We start from the raw sequence: 535 nt of genomic DNA, 5'->3' as shown, positions 1-535 counted from the left end.
CCCGGATCCACTCGACAGAAGACCGGCCGGAGGCGGGCCGGGCTGGTCCGGGGCGGGGGGGCCGCTGCTGCCGGAAGGTCAGCATCCCTGTCCTCGTCGTTGCGATGCAACAAGAATCGACGACCCCCGCCGCTGTCACGGACATGTCGCTGACGGGATTGCGACGGCGCCTCGCTGCGGCGTGGCTGGCCGGCCCCGCCCGGTGGCGCCTAGGCTCGGCCGCATGGCTTCGCTGCGCCGCTGGCGCCTTCCCCTGATCCTGCTGCTGCTGGCGTTGCTGGCGGGCGGCGGCGGCGCGCTCTGGCAGTGGCGCGATCCCTGGCTGCGCGCCTGCGCGCCGCTTGACCGGCTGCTCGGCCGCAGCGGCTGCCTGGCCTTCCGCGACCTGGACGGCTTCGCCCTGCGCGCCATGGCCGCGGCGCCGGAGGACGGGCTGCTGCTGGTCGGCGACACCGCCCAAGGCGTGCGGGCGATCCTGCTGGGGCCTGACCTGGCCGAGCGGCGCACCATCCTGCTGCAGGGGCGGGAGCGGGCG

The 535-nt window shown here is 75.9% G+C and carries 1 protein-coding gene; it reads left to right on the top strand.

Annotated elements, in window-relative coordinates; translation table 11 throughout:
- Positions 1-223: 223 nt before the first annotated feature.
- On the top strand, positions 224-535 hold a 312-nt coding region (locus BKE38_RS30260), incomplete at its 3' end, for a hypothetical protein (protein WP_131829831.1).

Origin of the sequence: Teichococcus deserti, assembly GCF_001982615.1 — a bacterium.
Lineage (GTDB): Bacteria > Pseudomonadota > Alphaproteobacteria > Acetobacterales > Acetobacteraceae > Pseudoroseomonas > Pseudoroseomonas deserti.
Note: the sequence above shows the minus strand (reverse complement) of the source record. Positions and strands in the feature narration are given on the sequence as shown.